Below are 19563 nucleotides of genomic sequence, written 5' to 3'. Positions count from 1 at the left end.
GAAAAAACACATAATTTTGCGCCCAACAACCGATAAAAAAGGCACCATTATGTCAAAAATGAGATTTTTCGCATTACAAGAGCTATCTAACAGAAAGCCCTTAGAAGTTACCACTCCCTCAAACAAACTATCCGATTATTATGCCAGCCACGTATTCGACCGCAAGAAGATGCAGGAATATCTTCCCAAGGAAGCATACAAAGCAGTGGTAGACGCTACCGAAAAAGGTACACCCATCAGCCGTGAGATGGCCGATCTGATAGCCAATGGTATGAAAAGCTGGGCTAAATCGCTCAACGTGACACACTATACACACTGGTTTCAGCCACTGACGGACGGAACTGCCGAAAAGCACGATGGCTTTATCGAGTTTGGCGAAGACGGTGAAGTCATCGAACGCTTCTCCGGAAAATTACTGATCCAGCAAGAACCGGATGCTTCTTCCTTCCCCAACGGCGGAATCCGAAATACATTCGAAGCCCGCGGATATACAGCATGGGATGTATCCTCACCGGCTTTTGTGGTAGACACCACTCTTTGTATCCCGACAATCTTTATCTCCTATACGGGCGAAGCGCTCGACTACAAAACTCCGTTACTGAAAGCATTGGCCGCCGTTGACAAAGCTGCCACCGAAGTGTGCCAGCTTTTCGACAAAAACGTAACCCGCGTATTTACCAATCTGGGTTGGGAGCAGGAATATTTCCTGGTCGACACCTCTTTATATAATGCGCGTCCTGACCTTCGACTGACCGGACGTACCCTGATGGGACACTCTTCGGCTAAGGATCAGCAATTGGAAGATCATTACTTCGGCTCCATCCCTCCACGTGTCACAGCCTTTATGAAAGAGCTTGAAATAGAATGCCACAAACTGGGCATACCGGTGAAAACCCGTCACAACGAAGTAGCTCCCAACCAGTTTGAGTTGGCCCCCATTTTCGAAAACTGCAACCTGGCAAATGACCATAACCAGCTGGTGATGGATCTGATGAAGCGCATCGCACGCAAGCATCATTTCGCCGTACTCTTCCACGAAAAGCCATACAGCGGTGTCAATGGTTCGGGTAAACATAACAACTGGTCGCTTTGTACTGACACAGGTGTCAATCTCTTTGCACCGGGCAAGAACCCAAAAGGAAACATGTTGTTCCTCACCTTTCTGGTCAACGTGCTGATGATGGTTCACAAAAATCAGGACCTGTTGCGTGCTTCGATCATGAGCGCCGGAAACAGTCACCGTTTGGGAGCCAATGAAGCCCCTCCAGCCATCTTATCCATCTTCCTGGGTTCGCAACTGTCGGCTACTCTGGACGAAATTGTCCGCCAGGTGACCAATTCCAAAATGACTCCGGAAGAGAAGACTACCCTGAAACTGGGCATCGGACGTATCCCCGAAATCTTGCTCGATACTACCGACCGTAACCGCACCTCTCCATTCGCATTCACCGGAAACCGCTTTGAGTTCCGTGCCGCAGGTTCATCGGCCAACTGTGCCGCCGCCATGATTGCCATCAACGCTGCCATGGCCAACCAGTTGAACGAATTTAAAGCATCGGTAGACAAACTGATGGAAGAAGGCATTAGCAAGGATGAAGCCATCTTCCGCATCCTGAAGGAAAATATCATCGCCTCCGAACCCATCCGTTTCGAAGGGGACGGTTATTCGGAAGAGTGGAAGCAGGAAGCAGCTCGTCGCGGACTGACAAACATCTGCCACGTACCGGAAGCCCTGATGCACTACATGGACAACCAATCGAGAGCCGTACTGATCGGTGAACGCATCTTTAACGAAACCGAACTTGCCTGCCGCCTGGAAGTGGAACTTGAAAAGTACACCATGAAAGTACAGATCGAAAGTCGTGTATTGGGTGACTTGGCCATCAACCACATTGTCCCCATTGCTGTCAGCTATCAGAACCGCTTGCTGGAAAACCTTTGCAGAATGAAAGAGATCTTCCCAGCAGAAGAATACGAAATCATGAGTGCCGACCGGAAAGAGCTTATCAAAGAAATCTCGCACCGTGTGTCTGCCATCAAGGTACTGGTACGCGACATGACAGAGGCCCGCAAAGTGGCAAACCATAAAGAGAACTTTAAGGAAAAAGCATTTGCCTACGAAGAGACCGTACGTCCCTATCTGGAAAGCATACGCGATCATATTGACCACCTGGAAATGGAAATCGACGACGAAATCTGGCCGTTACCGAAGTATAGAGAACTACTATTCACAAAGTAAGCCCTATACTTTATAGAATGGGATTCTGTCAAAAGTCTTTTCACCACAGGTTACACAGATTATCACAGATTATCAATACTGATAATCAATGACTTAAAATTCACTCTGTGTTACTCTGTGGTGAGTTTCGACACACTTTCTTTTTTTATTTATAAATGTTCCACTACAAGCACTAATTCCTTCACCTTAAAACATCCCCATGTTTTACCACAAAACATCCGGATGTTTTACACAACAACATGGGGATGTTATCATCATAAACACCCGGATGTTTTAGATATAGAGATCAAAAGGTATACAAGGAACAGCCAAAGAATGCAATACAAAAGATACAGAGTTCACAGGCTTTTAATCATTTATGAATATATCTTCAAAAATATAGTTTCACTGTGCCCTCTCTACTTCTGTAATGAAAGAAATAAACCCTGCATACATCTGTGGAATCTGCGGTATTGCAATGCCAACATGGCAAACTTTTCCCAAAACTATTCCGTTTTTCATTTTTTCTTTCTACATTTGTGCTTTATAACACAGTTTTGCAGCAGTCATGGTAAAGATGAATTTGTCAGAAATAAACGTTCCCGAACGTATTGCAGAGATGTGGGCTCCTCTAAACGCAGAGCAGAGAGAGTTCCTGGCCAATAATTTCACTCTTCAGAATTACAAAAAGAACGAAACAATCTATTGCGAAGGCGAATCGCCTGCCTATCTGATGTGTCTCCTTAGCGGAAAAGTTAAAATCTACAAAGACGGTGTAGGAGGCAGAAGTCAGATTATCCGCATGATAAAACCTACGGAATATTTCGGTTACCGGGCTTATTTTGCCAAAGAAGACTATGTGACCGCCGCTTCCGCATTCGAACCTTCAACTATCTGCCTGATTCCCATGAGTGCCATCATGACACTGCTCGGCCAGAACAACGACCTGGCCATGTTTTTCATTCGCCAGTTGTCTGTTGACCTCGGTATTGCTGACGAAAGAACTGTGAACCTGACCCAGAAGCATATCCGCGGACGTCTGGCCGAATCGCTACTCTTCCTTAAAGAGAGTTACGGACTGGAGGAAGACGGCTCTACCCTGAGTATCTATCTGTCCCGTGAAGACCTGGCCAATCTGTCGAATATGACAACTTCCAATGCCATACGCACGTTGTCCAACTTCGCAACCGAACGCCTGATCACCATCGACGGAAGAAAAATCAAGATCATTGACGAAGAAAAGCTTAAGAAGATCAGCAAAATCGGTTAAGACGCTTCGTCACTATTTAATAACTTAACACATATTTATCAGACCATGAAAAAAGGAATTACTCTTCTTCTTTTGTCTCTACTTTTCATCGCCCCCGGATGTAAACAGTCAAAAGAAGCCATCGTGAACGAGTACAATATCGTTCCGTTGCCCAACCAAATGATTCCCCAACAGGGGCGATTTGAAATAAGTAAAAAAGTAAGAGTCATCACTACTGCTTGCACACCGGAAGTACAGACCATTGCCGACAGCCTTATCAACCGATTGAAGTTGATGTCCGGAATCACAATGAAACAGACTTTCGAAAACATAACGGACGAGCCCGTCATCCGCTTTGTCCCCCAGGACGGAATGCCCGAAGAAGGATATAAACTCTCGGTCACACCGCAGAATATCACTCTCAGCGCCTCCACCCCCAAGGGATTTTTCTATGCATTACAGACCCTTTACCAATTGCTTCCTCCCGCCGTATATGGCACAGAGAAAGTAAAAAACGCAGAATGGTCAGTGCCGGCTGTCGAGATAGAAGACGCCCCGCGCTTTGCATACCGCGGTATGATGCTGGACGTATGCCGCCACTTCTCTCCAGTGGAATATGTATATAAGTTCATTGACATGCTGGCCATGCATAAAATGAATACCTTCCACTGGCACCTGACCGATGATCAGGGATGGAGAATTGAAATCAAGAAATACCCGAAACTGACCGAGATAGGCTCCAAGCGCAAAGAGACACTGATAGACTATTATTATGTGAACTATCCGCAAATATTCGACGGCAAAGAGCATGGCGGATATTATACACAGGAACAGATCAAGGACATTGTAGACTATGCTGCCAGTAAATTCATCACTGTAATCCCTGAGATCGAAATGCCGGGACATGCAATAGCTGCCATCGCTTCTTATCCGGAGCTTTCGTGTACACCGGACAGTACATGCGATGTGACGGGAACCTGGGGCGTATTCGAAGAGGTATTCTGTCCTTCGGATACCACTTTCGAGTTCCTTGAAGGAGTGATGGACGAAGTAATGGATCTCTTCCCAAGCAAATATATCCACATAGGCGGTGACGAATGTCCGAAAACGGCCTGGATCAAAAGTGAATATTGCCAGTCACTGATTAAACAACTGGGACTGAAAGACGATGTCACTCCCAACGTTATTGACGGGAAGAAGCATACCAAAGAGGAGAAATTACAGAGTTACTTCATCACCCGCATGGAAAAATACCTGAACAGCAAAGGACGCAACATCATCGGGTGGGACGAAATCCTGGAGGGCGGGTTGGCCCCGAATGCTACCGTCATGTCCTGGCGGGGAGTAGAAGGCGGAATGAATGCAGCCAAAGCCGGTCACAACGCTATTATGACTCCGAATCCATACGCTTATCTGGATCAATATCAGGAAGAACCGGAGATAGCCCCCGTTACTATCGGCGGATATAATACACTTAAAAAGACCTACAGTTATAACCCGGTACCGGACGATGCAGACGACCTGGTAAAAAAACACATCATCGGAGTACAAGGCAACATTTGGACCGAATACATGCCGAGCGACAATAACCGCGACTATCAAGCCTTCCCGCGCGCAATAGCTATTGCCGAAACCGGTTGGACACTGAACGCAAACAAAAACTGGAATGACTTCTGCCAGCGCATGGTTGAAGATTTCCGGCGAATGGACGTGAAGAATGTAAAAGCCTGCCGTAATTTCTTCGATGTGAACATAAATACTCATGTAGACGAGAGTGATACGCTAAAAGTGATACTGGAAAGCTTTTATCCCAATGCGGAAATTCATTATACAACAGATGGAAGTACTCCAACCGTAGAATCGGCCCTCTACAATCGCCCTTTCACCCTCTCGGGCGAAATTGAAGTGAAAGCAGCCGCTTTCAAAGACGGACAGATGCTGGGCAAGGTCACCGGAAAGAAACTGTACGGCAACCTGATCAGCGGAAAGAGCTTCACAGTCACTCCGGCCATTGGAGGTGCCAAAGGCGACATCTTTGGTGAAAATGACGTTCTCGGCACGGACATAAGTACCTTCGGGCTTACCAACGGTAAACGCGGCAACACCGCCTCTATGACTCCGTGGAGCGGATTCCGGATGGATGATAACTGCAAAGAGATGGTATTCATCGTCGAATTCGATGAGCCCACTACTGTCAGCAAAGTAGTCTTCGGTTCGCTATACAACCCTGCGTCAGTTATCCTCCCTCCGAGTGTTGCCACCATCGAAACCTCTTCCGACGGACAAAAATACAGCAAAGTCGCAGAAGCTTCCTTCAAACGCAACTATCCGGAAAGAGGCAGAAAGGCATTTACAGACACCTTAGCCTTCGAACCGAGAGAAGTAACCTATCTCAAAGTCACCCTTCAGAATGGCGGTACTTTGCGAAACGGCATCGACTTCGTAAAAGACCCGGGCAGCAAAGAGGTGGTTCAGGCAAACCTGTATCTGGACGAAATTGAAGTATACTAATTTGTTTTTCCATCGATTGACGATTACATAAAAATAAATAATCCCAATTATCTTCTTCTCAATGTAATCTGTTAATCGGTGGTGAAATGAAAACTACCGGAAAAAGAACTTCATCTATCCGGATAAGTGATAAATATAAAACAGAATCAAGCCTGAGATGACTCTGATACAACATATAGAATTGAACAAGACGAATTTGTAGGGTGCCATAGGGGCTTGATCTCGCAAAATCAATAAAGAAATAAGAAGTTATAAAAAAACTACCGGACGCAACCAGCTCTCTCTTATTAAGCATGGTTGCGTCCGGTATATTAATAAACAATATCTTACGACTATCAGATCAATCCCTTCTCCGACAGATAACGCTCAGCCTCAATGGCAGCCTTACAGCCGCTTCCTGCAGCAGTAATAGCCTGGCGATAATGTGAATCGGCTACATCGCCAGCCGCAAACACTCCGGGAACCTTGGTACGGGGACTATCACCGTCAGTGATGATATATCCCACCTCATCAGTATCCAGGTAAGGTTTGAAAATGTCCGAATTAGGCTTATGACCGATGGCAAGGAAAAATCCGTCGATAGGCAGCGAATAACGTTCTTCGTCCGGTTCTTCCCAACGTTTTACGAGATTCATACCTTCTACACCGTTATCTCCAAAGAGTCCGACTACATTATGCTCGAAAAGGACTTCAATCTTATCGTGCTTCATCACACGCTCTTGCATGATCTTTGAAGCACGAAGATAGGGCTTGCGTACAACCAAATAGACTTTAGAAGCGAGTCCGGCCAGATAGATGGCTTCTTCGCAAGCGGTATCGCCACCACCCACAACAGCAACTACCTTTTTGCGATAAAAAAATCCGTCACAAGTAGCACAAGCACTGACCCCCATACCGGCATATCTCTTTTCATCATCCAAACCTAAGTATTTGGCTGTGGCACCGGTAGCGATAATCAATGAATCGGCTTCAATTACTTTTTCACCATCAATCGTGATTTTGTAGGGAGCTTGGCCAAGGTCGGAAGCAGTAGCGATTCCAAAACGGATATCGGCACCGAATCGTTCGGCCTGTGTACGAAGATCTTCCATCAATTGCGGTCCGCTGATTCCCTGAGGATAGCCCGGGAAATTTTCTACATCGGTAGTCGTGGTCAACTGTCCACCCGGTTGTATTCCTTCGTAAAGCACCGGTGACAAATTTGCACGTCCTGCATAAATAGCGGCTGTGTAGCCGGCTGGTCCTGAACCTATAATAAGGCATTTAATTCTTTCTGTTTCCATATTCCTATTTTACATTCTACGATTTATAATAAACGATCGAAGTTACTCCTCTTGACCTATCGGAGATCGATCACCTCGGCATGAGGATAGAGCTTCTTATCAAACACAAACATACTGTCGGCATATTTCAATCCAGCCTGATAGCTGGTCACCGTGATTTCGCTACGGCTCTTATCACGTTGTTCCATCAGAATGAAGAGTGGCTGGTAAGTGTCTTTACTGACATAAAGCACAATTCGTGATAAATCCCGTTTCTTGTCGGTAGCAGTCAGCACCACTTCATAAATCGATTTGCCACCAAAATTCTTCAGTGTTCCAAGCTTATAGCTGAAACCATGGCGATAAATCTGCAAAAGTGCGTACGGATTAAGACTTTGCAGTTCGACTCCGGTTGGATTGCTGATATTGACCTCGTCACTACCTGCCAGATAACTCCATTGGGTCTTGCCATCAAACCACGTGGTACCATCGTCCGTTTTCAGCACGAACTTCTCTCCCCTGAGTTCAATGACTCCGGCAGATTGTCCCGCCATCCGGCCTTTATTGAACACCGTCACGTTGAATCCCGCACGAATACCCCCTGCTTTCTCAAATGTGGCTGCCGTTTTATCAAGCACAACCTTTGCCTGCATTTGTTGTTGCGCAAACACAGGCAAAGTCAGTAAAGCTATCCAAATGCTAATTATAATCTGCTTCATTGTATACACTCATTTAACGTTTGATTATTGAATATTGTTCAAACGCATTTCAAGGTCGTTCTCGTCAACACAAAGTACGTCGCGCGCCTTGCTTCCTTGCGAAGGACCCACAATGCCGGCCTTTTCAAGCTGATCCATCAAGCGTCCGGCACGGTTGTAGCCAATGGAGAATTTACGCTGTATCAACGAAGTTGACCCTTGCTGATGAATTACGATCAGGCGGGCAGCATCTTCAAACAAAGGATCGAGGCGCCCCATATCGACATCTCCCAGATCGCTTCCGCTGTCTTCGCTCACATATTCGGGCAGGAAGAAAGCGGTAGGATATCCTTGTTGGCGTGAAATATATTTGGTAATTTCTTCCACTTCCGGCGTATCGATAAAAGCACACTGCACACGCACCGGATCGGCCCCTTGCAAGAAAAGCATATCACCACGCCCAATCAGTTGATTGGCTCCCGGACGGTCAAGGATGGTACGTGAGTCCATCATGGCCGACACACGGAACGCAATACGCGCCGGGAAGTTGGCTTTGATAGTACCGGTAATGATATTTGTAGTCGGACGCTGGGTTGCAATAATCATATGGATACCTACGGCACGTGCCAACTGCGCAATACGGGCAATCGGCAACTCGATCTCCTTGCCGGCAGTCATGATCAAGTCTCCGAACTCATCGATGACTACCACAATATAAGGCATAAATTTATGCCCTTTCTCCGGATTCAGGCGGCGGTTGATGAATTTCTCATTGTACTCTTTGATATTGCGTACATGTGCCATTTTCAACAGATCGTAACGACTGTCCATCTCTACACAGACTGAGTTGAGGGTCTGCACCACCTTGGTCACATCGGTGATGATAGCATCCTCACCATCGGGAAGCTTCGCGAGAAAATGATGCTCAATAACAGAATAAATACTGAACTCTACCTTTTTAGGATCCACCAGAACGAACTTCAGTTCGGCAGGATGCTTCTTGTAGAGCAATGAAGTGATGATGGCATTCAAACCGACAGATTTACCCTGTCCGGTAGCACCTGCCACCAGCACATGAGGCATTTTGCAAAGATCTACCATGAATACCTCGTTCGTAATGGTCTTACCAAGCGCAATGGGCAAATCGTATGTCGATTCCTGAAACTTCTTACTGCCGATGATGGACTGCCCCGAAACAATCTTAGGATTTGAATTAGGTACCTCGATACCGATTGTACCTTTTCCCGGTATAGGAGCTATAATACGGATACCCAAGGCAGAAAGGCTTAAAGCGATATCATCTTCCAACCCACGAATCTTTGAGATGCGCACTCCCTGTTCCGGAGTGATTTCGTAAAGAGTCACCGTAGGACCTACCGTAGCTTTAATCGTACTGATTTCAATACCAAAACTACGCAATGTATTAATGATACGGTCTTTATTTGCGTTCTGTTCCTCCATATTGATGGTAGGCTCACTATTTTCATAGTGCTTCATCAAATCGATAGTAGGGAAATGATAGTTTTCCAGATCCAACTTTGGATTATAGGGTTCGGTTTCCGTTCCCTGATAACTTTCGTCATCGGCAGCAGCCTCTATTTCAAACTCAGGCCCGTTATCTGCCGACTCTGCCCGAAAAGGGGGCACAGGATCAGGAGTTGTCTGTTCGAAAGTCATGGTGACATCACCATCGGTTGCCGTATTTCTGCTTTCCGTAACTATTGGAGACTCAGAAGGAGACTCGACAAGCAGATCGGATACGGTAGGAGTTTCCACCTTCTTCACCGGTACCTCCTGACGGAAAGTGCGATTAACATCGAATTCCACTTCCTGAGGTTTCGGATTATCATATTCACGGGGATCGGAATCCTGCTTCACCTCTGAATGTTCTTCTTTTTGTTTACGTTTCAGGAAACTAAGAGTGAAAAGCTTACGCAACCAGATGACTGTGCGGGCACTCATATATATAAGAAAACAAATGCCTGTCACCAAAAGAATAAGCCAAACACCGGGAATACCGACCTGCGAAATAAGCCAGTTACTGATATTATATCCATGCAATCCACCCAGATAAATGAATGAATCCTGATAATGATCCATAAAAATAAAGCCCAGGAAAACGGAAAACCAAATGAGCAACAGCGTACATCCGATGAACCACTTCCAAAGACGCACCACACGCACACGCATCAGCTTCAATCCGGCTACAGCCAGATAAACCAAAATAAAGAAAGAGGAGACACCAAAACAGTCATTGATCAGATAACTTGCCAGCTGAGCTCCCCGGGAACCTGCATAGTTTTTTACATGATTATTTACAGCAGCAAGATCCTGGGCATTCCCGCTATCAATGATACTCTGGTCGGCTGCTCCGGTGAAAAAGAAGGAGGTAAAAGCCAGCAACAGATAGACTGAAAAGATGACCAATACCAATCCGATCACAAAGTGGATTGTTTCGTTTCTGAAGAAAGCCAAGTACTTATTTGTGGAAGCCGGCTTCTGTTCTGCTTCCTTATCTGATTTCTTTTTTGCCATGTGGATGAAGAATCTTAAGCTATATGATTAATGATGCAAAAGTAGTAAAAAAAAGAATTTCATTGGACTACCCACAACTTTTTCTTACCTTTGCGTTTCAATTCAAGCTGATATGAAAAAAGAAAGCCAAGTAATATTTGATAAGAATGTGGTAGAATTCGTTACGGTAGCTGCCGAGTTCTGCGCTTTTCTGGAACGTGCCGAAGGCATGAAACGTAGTATGTTTGTTGACACCACCCTGAAAATTCTTCCTTTACTTTATCTAAAAGCGTCCATGCTTCCAAAATGCGAAATGATAGGCGACGAAGCACCGGAAACATATGTGACGGAAGAAATATACGAAGTGTTGCGCATCAACCTGGCATCCGTATTGGCGGAAAAGGACGACTATCTGGAAGTATTCCTACCCGACATGGCTTACAGCGATGAACCCATCAAAAAGAATATTTCGGAAGACCTGGCCGATATCTATCAGGATATTAAAGATTTTATCTTTGTATTTCAACTGGGATTGAACGAGACGATGAATGACTCCCTTGCCATTTGCCAGGAAAACTTCGGACTCTTGTGGGGACAAAAACTGGTAAATACCATGCGTGCCCTGCATGACGTGAAATATAGTCCGAAGGCCCGGGGAGAAGACGAAGAGGAGGATGAATACGAACCCGAAAACAATGAAGACTGTCACTGTGAAGATGACGACTGCCATTGTCACGATCATGGCTGTCATTGCCACGACGATGAATAAACGAATATGATTTTAAAAAGAACCATAAGCAAAGAAGAGGTGAAGGAGATGCCCAAAGCGGCATTCCCCGGACGGATTCATGTAATACAAACTGAAAGTGAAGCGGAAAAAGCAGTGGCTTATCTGCAATCCCAGGCAATTCTGGGCATCGACAGCGAAACCCGTCCCTCATTCACCAAAGGACATTCCCATAAAGTAGCATTGCTCCAGATTTCATCTGACGAATGTTGCTTCCTGTTCCGCCTGAACATGACCGGGCTGACCCAACCCATCATAGAGTTGCTTGAAAATCCGGAAGTGATCAAAGTAGGACTCTCGTTGAAAGACGACTTTATGATGTTGCATAAACGGGCTCCTTTCAACCAGCAGGCATGCATCGAGTTGCAAGAGTATGTCCGTCCGTTCGGCATTCAGGATAAAAGCCTGCAAAAGATATACGGTATCTTATTCAGGGAAAAAATCTCAAAATCACAACGTCTTTCCAATTGGGAAGCAGATGTACTGACGGATGCCCAAAAGCAATATGCAGCTACAGACGCATGGGCTTGCCTCAACATATACCACCTACTGCAAGACCTAAAGCGTACGGGTAATTACGAACTGGCCCCGGAAGAAGAAACCGTAGAGACGGTGAAAGCAGGTTCGGATCAATGATAAAAATAAAAACAACATAATAAATTTATGCATAAAGTATATCTTAAACCCGGCAAAGAAGACTCACTGAAACGGTTCCATCCCTGGATTTTCTCCGGGGCCATTGCTCACTTCGACGGCGAACCCGAAGAAGGAGAAGTAGTGGAAGTGTATACCTCAAAAAAAGAATTCATAGCTAAAGGGCATTTCCAAATCGGAAGCATTGCCATACGTGTTCTTTCCTTTAAACAAGAAGAGATCGACCATGACTTCTGGAAACGCAAGTTGGAAGTGGCTTATGACATGCGACGCAGCATCGGCATCGCTACCAACCCGACTAACAACACTTACCGCCTGGTACACGGAGAAGGCGATAACCTGCCAGGACTTGTTATCGATGTTTATGCCCGGACCGCCGTAATGCAGGCACACTCTGCCGGCATGCACGTAGACCGCATGGCCATTGCCGAAGCATTGTCCGAAGTGATGGGCAAGCAGATTGAAAACATCTACTATAAATCGGAAACGACTTTGCCATTCAAAGCGGACCTTTTTCCGGAAAACGGTTTCCTCAAAGGAGGAAGTAACGACAACATCGCTCAGGAATATGGATTAAAGTTCCATGTAGACTGGCTGAAAGGACAAAAAACGGGATTCTTCGTAGACCAACGCGAAAACCGTGCTTTGTTGGAACGTTATGCCAAAGACCGTTCGGTATTAAACATGTTCTGCTACACCGGCGGATTCTCCTTTTACGCCATGCGTGGAGGTGCCAAACAGGTACATTCGGTAGACAGTTCTGCCAAGGCCATTGATTTGACTAATAAAAATGTAGAATTAAATTTCCCGGGTGATACCCGTCATGCGGCTTTTGCAGAAGATGCTTTCAAATATCTCGACCGCATGGGCGACCAATACGATTTGATCATCCTCGATCCGCCGGCATTCGCCAAGCACAAAGACGCATTGCGCAACGCCCTCCAAGGTTATCGCAAACTTAATGCCAAAGCATTTGAGAAAATCAAACCGGGCGGTATCCTGTTCACCTTCTCTTGTTCACAGGTGGTGACCAAAGATAATTTCCGTACTGCTGTATTCACAGCAGCAGCCATGTCCGGTAGAAGTGTACGCATACTGCATCAGTTGACTCAACCAGCAGATCATCCGGTAAATATCTATCACCCGGAAGGCGAATATCTCAAAGGATTGGTACTGTATGTCGAATAATCGCCTTAATAGCATAAAAGCAGAAGCTACAAAGTTAATATGAGTTAACAAACAGAAGATTTTCACCAAATCGTTATGTTCTATAACATAAAACCCTTTATCTTTGCAATGTGTTTTTCATGGTATTAGATTTAAGGTTAATAAAGATTGGCTGTCTGGGATAGATAGCCTTCTTTTTTTATATACCCTTTCCTTCTTTGCATTTCCAATTTTCTTTTGCTATTTTTCCCTTTCTTCCTCCCTTTTATCCTGTGCTTTTTCCACTCTGTCAACTAAAAATATTATATTTGCAGCTGATCTGCCATATATTGGCACGACGGGAAACACATCAATAAAGTTATGAATATAAAAAATCGTTTGATTATTATGAACTTCCTGCAATTCTTTGTATGGGGGTCGTGGTTAATTTCATTAGGTGGCTATATGGAAAGAGGCCTCCATTTCGAAGGTGGACAAATCGGAGCTATCTTCGCTACAATGGGAATCGCATCTATCATCATGCCGGGAATAACCGGTATTATTGCCGATAAATGGTTCAACGCCGAACGTCTTTATGGTATTTGTCATTTATTAGGAGCCGGCTGTTTGTTTTACGCATCCACCGCTACCGACTATAATCAAATGTATTGGGCCATGTTACTCAACCTGATGGTTTACATGCCTACCCTTTCCCTTGCCAATACAGTTTCATATAACGCACTTGAACAATATAAATGTGATTTAGTAAAGGATTTCCCGCCTATCCGCGTATGGGGAACCATCGGTTTCATCTGTGCCATGTGGGCAGTAGACCTTACAGGATTCAAGAACTCCAGTGCACAACTTTATGTAGGAGCAAGTTCAGCCTTACTTTTGGGGATATATTCTTTCACGCTGCCTCCCTGTCCACCGGCGAAGAATGAAAATAAAACTTTATTGTCTTCTTTCGGACTTGATGCCCTCAGCCTGTTCAAAAGAAAAAAGATGGCTATTTTCTTCTTTTTCTCCATGCTATTGGGTGCGGCATTGCAAATTACAAATACCTATGGTGATGCATTCCTGGGTAGTTTCGCCAAAATACCCGAATTTGCAGATTCCTTTGGTGTCAAACACTCGGTAATTCTACTATCTATCTCACAAATGTCCGAGACCCTGTTTATCCTGGCCATCCCCTTCTTCTTGAGACACTTCGGAATCAAGCGTGTCATGCTGATCAGTATGTTCGCCTGGGTATTCCGATTCGGGCTGTTTGGATTCGGTGATCCGGGTGCGGGCATCTGGATGCTGATTTTATCCATGATAGTATATGGTATGGCATTTGACTTCTTCAACATTTCCGGTTCTTTATTTGTTGAATTGGAAACAAAACCTGAGACAAGGGCCAGCGCACAAGGCTTGTTCTTCATTATGACAAATGGACTTGGAGCCGTCATCGGAGGATATGCCAGCGGTGCTGTAGTGGACGCATTCTCCGTATACGAAAACGGAATGTTGGTAAGCCGAGATTGGCCAACCATCTGGTTTATATTTGCAGCATACGCACTGGCCATCGGCATTTTATTTGCCGTTGTCTTCAGATACAAACATCAACCGGGAGAACTTAAGAAAGTGAATAATTAACAATGGATAAGAAAGTAGAACTACAGGTATTGAACATTTCTAACAGTCAGGCGCAGGTGGGTGCCTATGCAATGGTACTGGGAGAAGTAGATGGCGAACGGCAGTTACCTATCATAATAGGACCAGCCGAAGCGCAAGCCACAGCCATTTGCCTGAAAGGAATAAAAGCCCCTCGCCCGCTGACACACGATTTATTTTACTCGTGTCTGAATGTTCTGGGAGCATCTTTGCTCCGGGTACTGATTTATAAAGCAAAAGAAGGTGTCTTTTATTCGTATATCTACTTTAAAAGAGACGAAGAGATTATCCGGATAGACGCACGTACTTCGGATGCGGTAGCATTGGCCGTGAGGGCAGATTGTCCCATATTTATATACGAATCTATCCTTGAACGCGAATGCATTCGGATGACAGACGGTGCTGAACGTCCTGATTCACCGGAAGAAGATGATAACTCACGTACGGAGGCAGTCAGCATCATTTCCCTTGAAGAAGCCTTAAGCAAGGCCATTCAAGAAGAGAATTATGAACTTGCCGCCCGACTGCGTGATGAGATAAACCGACATAAATAAAAGATATGCACGTATTTTATACCCCTGATATACAAACCAATGCTGAGCTTCCGGAAGAGGAGGCACAGCATTGCGTGCGTGTGCTCCGTCTGACAGCCGGAGACGAAATCACCCTGACCGACGGTAAAGGAAACTTCTATCGGGCAGAGATCAGTGCAGCAACCAATAAACGTTGCCTGGTGAATATTAAAGAAACTATTCATCAAGAGCCTTTATGGCAGGGCCATCTGCATATAGCCATGGCACCGACCAAGAATATGGACCGTAATGAATGGCTCGCTGAAAAAGCGACAGAAATAGGTTTCGATGAATTGACGTTTCTGAACTGTCGCTTTTCCGAACGAAAAGTGATCAAGACGGAACGTATCGAAAAGATATTGGTATCGGCCATCAAACAATCATTAAAGGCACGCTTGCCCCGGTTGAACGAAATGACTGACTTCAATTCGTTCATTGAAAAAGACTTCTCAGGACAAAAATTCATAGCCCACTGTTATGAAGGAGAGAAACCTCTCCTGAAGGATGTACTGAAAAAAGGAGAAGATACATTAGTATTGATCGGGCCGGAGGGCGACTTCAGCGAAGAGGAAGTGAAAAAAGCCATCGAAAAGGGATTCATCCCGATCAGTTTAGGCAAATCACGATTACGAACAGAAACGGCGGCATTAGTGGCTTGCCATACAATGAATATGTAATTTACAGAACTAAATATATAGTAATTATGGTAAAACGAATGATTTCCCGACTTTCGGTACTGGGAGTACTGATTGTTTTCATGGCAGCCTGCTCAAAGAAAGCGGAATATATCCATGTGATTCCTGCTGACGCTTCGGCTGTTGCCTCCGTCAATCTGAATACGCTTGCCGACAAAGCCGGCCTGAATGATAAAGAAAACGAAGGAATGAAACAAAAAATGATGGAAGCCCTGAAAAGCGGAATGAATGCGGCCGCCTTCCAGCAATTGGAAAAGATAATGAAGGATCCTTCCCAATCGGGTATCGATATCAAGGCCCCCGTCTTTGTGTTTACTTCCAAAACGTTCATTACCCCCGCTATGGTTGCCAAGGTTAGCAATATCGACGACTTGCGTGCTTCTCTTGACTTAATGGCCAAAGAGGGAATCTGCCAGCCGATAGCAGAAGAAGACGGATATAGTTTCACTACTCTGCAAAAAAACAGCCTGTTGGTTTTTAATGAAAACGCAGCAGTCTTGACAGAAGCCTACGGAACTTCACAAATGGATGTTGCCAAACAAACCATCTCTACTTTATTAAAACAGACGGAAGAGAACAGTATCATGAAGAACAGCGGTTTCAAAAAGATGCAAAATCAAAAAGGGGACATTAACTTCTTTGCTTCAATGGATGCTGTTCCTAAGATATACTCACAACAAATCAGTATGGGACTTTCTTCACAACTCGATCTAAGCGAAGTAATGGCCGTAGGCAATCTCAACTTTGAGAAAGGAAAGATAGCTCTGCAGATTGAAACTTATTCGGATAACGCCGAAACAGACGCACTGCTAAAGAAGCAGGCTCAAGCTGTGAAAAAACTAAATACAACTTTCCTCCAGAATTTCCCGGAATCGACTCTTGCCTTTCTAAACATAGGAGTCAACGGGGCAGCATTCTATGACCTATTGCTCAACAACGAAGAATTCCGCAGAAACGTTTCACTTGCAAAAGCCGAGGAGGTGAAAAGTTTATTCGCATCTTTCGATGGTGATATCTCTATCGGTCTGATTAACGTAACCATGAACAGTGCACCCACTTTCGCTGCTTATGCCGACGCAAAGAACGGAAATGCCTTGAAAGCATTGTACGATAAAAAGAAAGAATTGAAATTAGGTAGAAATGAAGACATCATCCAACTGGGCGAAAATGAATACGTTTATAAGTCCAACACCAATAATGTGTTCTTTGGCATCCGTAACAAACAAATGTATGCCACCAATGACGAGCTCCTCTACAAGAATATCAGTAAGCCGGTAGACAAATCAATCAAAGATGCCGGATATGTATCGGATATGAAGGGCAAAAATGTGTTCTTTGTCATCAACATGGATGCCATTTTAGATCTTCCTGTCGTGAAAATGATAACCGGTTTCGGTGGCGAAGAATACCAGACTTACTATAAACTTGCTTCACAGATTTCTTATATTGAAGCATTCAGTGACAGCGAAGGTAAGACTGAAACAGCCATTCTCCTGAAAAACAAAGATGTCAACGCTTTAAAACAGATAGTAGACTTTGCCAAGCAATTTGCCGGCATGTAACCTTCAGCGTATGAACAGCATTCACTTACAGCAAACACTTCCCCAAGTGTTTGCTGAGCGTAACTCGGTCATTTCGGATGTATGGCATCAAGACCTCTTTTTCCATAAAGGAAAATCTTACTTGATCGAAGCAGCATCCGGTACCGGAAAATCATCGCTATGCAGCTATATCTATGGCTACCGAAACGACTATCAAGGAATTATCAATTTCGATGAAACCAATATAAAAGCATACTCGGTGAAGCAATGGGTTGAACTCAGGAAACATTCACTGAGTATGCTATTTCAGGATTTGCGCATTTTCACAGAGCTGACTGCCATCGAAAATATCCGGTTAAAGAATAACCTAACCGGATATAAAACCCGGAAAGAGGTATTGGCATTGTTCGAAGCACTGGGACTTTCGGACAAGTTGAATGTAAAAGCAGGAAAACTATCTTTCGGACAACAACAAAGAGTGGCGTTCATCCGGTCACTTTGTCAACCCTTCGACTTTATTTTCCTGGATGAACCCATCAGCCATCTTGACGATGACAACGCACATATCATGGAAGAGTTAGTGACGGGAGAAGCCGAGAAACAAGGGGCGGGTATCATCGTGACGTCCATCGGAAAGCATATCGAGTTAAAGTATGACAGAATATTAAAATTATGAACAACTTAGTCTGGAAGCTGCTCCGCCAGCATATCAGCATCGGTCAGTTGACCGGTTTCTTTTTTGCCAACCTTTTCGGGATGGTCATTGTGTTGCTCAGCGCACAATTCTACAAAGATGTACTTCCCATCTTTACCGAAGGGGATAGTTTCATGAAGAAAGATTATATTATTGCTACCAAGAGAATCAGCACATTAGGCACTTTCGCAGGTAAGAATAACACCTTCTCCCCCAAAGAAATCGAGGAACTGAAACAACAGTCATTCACCCGAACAGTAGGCGCTTTCACCCCTTCGCAATTTAAAGTATCCGCCGGTCTGGGAATGCAGGAAGCAGGAGTACACCTTTCTACGGAAATGTTTTTCGAAGCCGTCCCTGACGAATTCGTAGACGTCAACCTCAACAAATGGTACTTCGATGAAAATACCCATACCCTCCCCATCATCATTCCACGCAATTATCTGAACCTGTATAACTTTGGTTTTGCTCAAAGCCGAAACCTGCCTAAACTCTCGGAAGGCCTGATGAGTCTGATCCAGATGGACATCCTGATGAAGGGGAATGGACGGGTAGAGCAATACAAGGGGAATATCGTCGGCTTTTCCAACCGGTTGAACACCATTCTGGTTCCACAATCGTTCATGGATTGGGCTAACAAGAACTTCGCACCGGATCGTCAGGCAGATCCTTCACGACTGATTGTTGAAGTAAACAACCCGGCTGACGCCTCTATCGCAAAATATTTTCAGCAGAAAGGTTATGAAACGGAAGACGGGAAACTGGATGCCGGTAAAACGACTTATTTCCTGAGACTGATTGTGGGTATCGTTCTGGCTGTGGGACTATTCATCAGCTTGCTCTCTTTCTATATATTGATGCTCAGCATTTTCTTGTTACTGCAAAAAAACACCACCAAGCTGGAAAGCCTGCTTCTGATAGGATACAGCCCTTCGAAAGTGGCACTCCCCTATCAGACCCTGACAGTAGGACTTAATATTGTAGTGATGTTATTATCCATAGGAATTGTTTCGTGGACACGTGCATCTTATCTCGAAACACTAAACTCACTTTTCCCACAGATACCCTCCGGATCACTTTGGCCCACATTCACTATCGGCATATTGCTGTTCTTACTGGTATCATTCATCAATATCATTGTTTTGAAAAAGAAGATGTTATCTATATGGATGCACAACGCATAAGAGAGATTAGGACATAAAAAAAGGAGCAACGCCTTGCTCCAACCTTTGTTAACCTTAAATCTAATACTATGAAAAACACATTGCAAAGATACGCACTCTTTGGTTATCTGCAAATAATACAAGAAAAAAAGCATGTTTTATAACACCATTTAAGAGTTTAACATCTGCTTTTCACTTCC

The 19563-nt window shown here is 44.7% G+C and carries 14 protein-coding genes and 2 pseudogenes; 12 read left to right on the top strand and 4 right to left on the bottom strand.

Translation table 11 applies throughout. From position 1 onward, the window contains the following. The first annotated feature begins 49 nt into the window (after nt 1-49). The 3 genes from G7Y45_RS08195 (at nt 50) to G7Y45_RS08185 (ending at nt 5978) form a co-directional block, all read left to right on the top strand. Nucleotides 50-2239: a glutamine synthetase III gene (locus G7Y45_RS08195; protein WP_005775778.1), complete on the top strand. Its 2190-nt coding sequence runs from the start codon at nt 50-52 to the stop codon at nt 2237-2239. A 547-nt stretch (nt 2240-2786) separates the two neighbouring features. Then, nucleotides 2787-3488: a Crp/Fnr family transcriptional regulator gene (locus G7Y45_RS08190; protein ID WP_005775777.1), complete on the top strand. Its 702-nt coding sequence runs from the start codon at nt 2787-2789 to the stop codon at nt 3486-3488. Between the two features lie 45 nt (nt 3489-3533). Continuing rightward, nucleotides 3534-5978 (top strand): beta-N-acetylhexosaminidase, encoded by a 2445-nt coding sequence (locus G7Y45_RS08185; RefSeq protein WP_165017356.1) that lies wholly within the window; start codon nt 3534-3536, stop codon nt 5976-5978. Nucleotides 5979-6313: 335 nt separating this feature from the next. On the opposite strand, the gene trxB is transcribed toward G7Y45_RS08185, so the two are convergent. The 4 genes and pseudogenes from trxB to G7Y45_RS20140 all read right to left on the bottom strand — a co-directional run. Beyond that, nucleotides 6314-7261, bottom strand: a complete 948-nt coding sequence (gene trxB, locus G7Y45_RS08180; protein WP_005775774.1) for a thioredoxin-disulfide reductase — start codon at nt 7259-7261, stop codon at nt 6314-6316. A gap of 56 nt (nt 7262-7317) precedes the next feature. After that, nucleotides 7318-7959 carry a LolA-like putative outer membrane lipoprotein chaperone gene (locus G7Y45_RS08175; RefSeq protein WP_005810020.1) on the bottom strand — a complete coding sequence of 214 codons (642 nt, stop codon included), beginning with the start codon at nt 7957-7959 and terminating at the stop codon, nt 7318-7320. Nucleotides 7960-7983: 24 nt separating this feature from the next. Beyond that, nucleotides 7984-9621 (bottom strand): annotated as a pseudogene (locus G7Y45_RS08170) (DNA translocase FtsK); the annotation flags it as partial. 119 nt (nt 9622-9740) lie between these two features. Further along, nucleotides 9741-10473: pseudogene (locus G7Y45_RS20140) on the bottom strand (DNA translocase FtsK 4TM domain-containing protein); the annotation flags it as partial. Nucleotides 10474-10585: 112 nt separating this feature from the next. On the opposite strand from G7Y45_RS20140, the gene G7Y45_RS08165 reads away from it, so the two are divergent. The 9 genes from G7Y45_RS08165 to G7Y45_RS08125 all read left to right on the top strand — a co-directional run bounded on the left by G7Y45_RS08165 (nt 10586) and on the right by G7Y45_RS08125 (nt 19384). Continuing rightward, nucleotides 10586-11221 (top strand): DUF5063 domain-containing protein, encoded by a 636-nt coding sequence (locus G7Y45_RS08165; RefSeq protein WP_005810024.1) that lies wholly within the window; start codon nt 10586-10588, stop codon nt 11219-11221. Nucleotides 11222-11227: 6 nt separating this feature from the next. After that, complete coding sequence (locus G7Y45_RS08160) at nt 11228-11875, top strand: 3'-5' exonuclease (protein ID WP_005775769.1); 648 nt, start codon at nt 11228-11230, stop codon at nt 11873-11875. Between the two features lie 27 nt (nt 11876-11902). Continuing rightward, nucleotides 11903-13081, top strand: a complete 1179-nt coding sequence (locus tag G7Y45_RS08155) for a class I SAM-dependent rRNA methyltransferase (RefSeq protein WP_165017359.1) — start codon at nt 11903-11905, stop codon at nt 13079-13081. Between the two features lie 339 nt (nt 13082-13420). Further along, entirely contained in the window at nt 13421-14680 is a 1260-nt protein-coding gene (locus tag G7Y45_RS08150) for a nucleoside permease (protein WP_005775766.1), read from the top strand. A 2-nt stretch (nt 14681-14682) separates the two neighbouring features. Continuing rightward, nucleotides 14683-15252, top strand: coding sequence for a bifunctional nuclease family protein (locus tag G7Y45_RS08145; RefSeq protein ID WP_005775764.1), 570 nt, complete (start codon nt 14683-14685; stop codon nt 15250-15252). Nucleotides 15253-15257: 5 nt separating this feature from the next. Further along, complete coding sequence (locus tag G7Y45_RS08140) at nt 15258-15947, top strand: 16S rRNA (uracil(1498)-N(3))-methyltransferase (protein ID WP_005810031.1); 690 nt, start codon at nt 15258-15260, stop codon at nt 15945-15947. A gap of 26 nt (nt 15948-15973) precedes the next feature. Then, entirely contained in the window at nt 15974-17527 is a 1554-nt protein-coding gene (locus G7Y45_RS08135; protein ID WP_005775762.1) for a DUF4836 family protein, read from the top strand. A gap of 10 nt (nt 17528-17537) precedes the next feature. Continuing rightward, the gene (locus tag G7Y45_RS08130; protein ID WP_032531829.1) at nt 17538-18182 is read left to right on the top strand and encodes an ATP-binding cassette domain-containing protein; all 645 of its coding nucleotides are present in this window, start codon (nt 17538-17540) and stop codon (nt 18180-18182) included. Beyond that, nucleotides 18179-19384, top strand: a complete 1206-nt coding sequence (locus tag G7Y45_RS08125) for an ABC transporter permease (protein WP_165017362.1) — start codon at nt 18179-18181, stop codon at nt 19382-19384. Before G7Y45_RS08130 ends, G7Y45_RS08125 begins: the two co-directional genes overlap by 4 nt. Nucleotides 19385-19563 lie beyond the last annotated feature (179 nt).

It is taken from the genome of Bacteroides sp. ZJ-18 (assembly GCF_011038705.2).
Taxonomy (GTDB): domain Bacteria; phylum Bacteroidota; class Bacteroidia; order Bacteroidales; family Bacteroidaceae; genus Bacteroides; species Bacteroides hominis.
Note: the sequence above shows the minus strand (reverse complement) of the source record. Positions and strands in the feature narration are given on the sequence as shown.